General features: G+C 61.2%; 2 pseudogenes. Both read left to right on the forward strand.

Annotated elements, in window-relative coordinates:
- Window positions 1-304: 304 nt before the first annotated feature.
- Window positions 305-412: pseudogene (locus CQ13_RS42885) on the forward strand (ATP-binding protein); the annotation flags it as partial.
- Between the two features lie 363 nt (window positions 413-775).
- Window positions 776-1,525, forward strand: a pseudogene (locus CQ13_RS45580) (IS66 family transposase); the annotation flags it as partial.
- Window positions 1,526-1,622: the final 97 nt, after the last annotated feature.

Here is a 1,622-nt window from a genome sequence, read left to right on the forward strand (position 1 = left end):
CAAGTGGGGGAGTTTGCGCGACCACAGGTGGGGGAATTTGAAGTGACCGTCCGGGCCTTTAGCCCTCGTACGTGGCGGCAGGCTGTGGGTCGGGCGTATCCAGCCGAGATGAGCCAAGCGGCGAAATCTTCCAACAAAGCGCCATTGGGCGATTCCGTGTAGCACGCGTGAACCTTCCGAAATAAGTGTTCGAGCATGGTTGCCCCCTTTGGATGATTGGGAGAACCACGCTACCGTCGTCAGTTATGTTGAGTAGGAACGGTCGAAGCGGCTGTTAATAGCGGGGAGATCGATATCGCTCCACCCTACCTTTGGCGATGCGATATTGGACCGCATCATTCACAATGCCCACCGCATCGAGCTCAAAGGCGACAGTCTGCGCCGTCAGGCCGGCGAAAAGAAAAAACCGTGAGCACCTCGCGCCCGATCGTTCCGCCGGCCCACAGGCCCCTCCCGCGCGCGTCGCTACGTCGCTCGTGGGGGCACTCCGCGCCGCGCACGGGGCCCTCCCATGGACCGCCAGAACGATCTCCAAACCAACCCGCCAACCTTGACGAGGAGGCTATTCCCAGCAAACTTAAACCCGTCAGCCGTGTTCGCCTCCGCACCTGATCACGATCACCGGAATCGGTGATCACCATCGCCTGGAACACCTGATCACCATCCCTGGAATGCGCACGCCTGGTCGCAATCAATCGGTACAGCCGGTCGTGATCAATCGGAACGCCCGGTCGCGATCGCTCGGTACGCGCAGGAACTGCAAAGTTTTTGACGCCGCGCCGAAACGTTCCCCGAAAATCAGATGCCACGCGGGCGCCAAGGCCGAGGTCGAGGCAGTCAACGGTCGAGCGGGCCGGCCGATCGAGCAAGCGGCGCATGAACCGTGGATCGCTGCCTTGCATCTGCCGCGGGGGAGATGGTGGTCGATATTGATGACCATGCGTGCTCCTGTTGCGGCGACGCGCTGCATCGGATCGGTGAGGATGCCAGTGAGCGGCTCGACATCGTACCGGCGCACTTCAGGATGCTGGTGGTTCGCCGGCCCAAATACGCCTGCCGGACGTGCGAGAACGTGGTGCAGACGCCTGCGCCGGTGATCGAGGGGCTGCCCACCGTGGCAACGTTGGCTCAAGTGCTTGTGTCGAAATACGCCGATCACCTGCCACTGTATCGGCAGGCGCAGATCTAGAGGCGGCAGGGCTCTCAATCTCGATCGCTCGACGCTGGCCGACTGGGTCGCTCGCGCCGCCTTCTTCCTGGGGCCCGTGCACCAACGCCAGCTATGCGATCGAAAGCGGACATCCGCCGTCGCACGTCCGAAGAGCGGCGCGCCATTTGCCAAGCTCGAAGCCGGGCAGTCGTGGATAATATCGAACTCTGGCTGCGCGCCAAGCTCGGTCTGATCAGCCAGACGAGCAAGCTCGTCGAGGCCATCCGCTACGACCTGTCGCGCTGGCAAGGCCTGATCCGCTTCATTGATGAAGGAAGCATCGAGTTCGCGAGCAACATCGTCGAACGCTCGATCCGTATATCGTCAGAGTTTTAGGACCAACTCTGCGCTGACGCTCTAGTGTTCTGACTCATTCATTTGCATCCCGCTTTTGCGATGGCGAGCGCTTTTT

The sequence above is a fragment of the Bradyrhizobium retamae genome (assembly GCF_001440415.1).
Classification (GTDB): domain Bacteria; phylum Pseudomonadota; class Alphaproteobacteria; order Rhizobiales; family Xanthobacteraceae; genus Bradyrhizobium; species Bradyrhizobium retamae.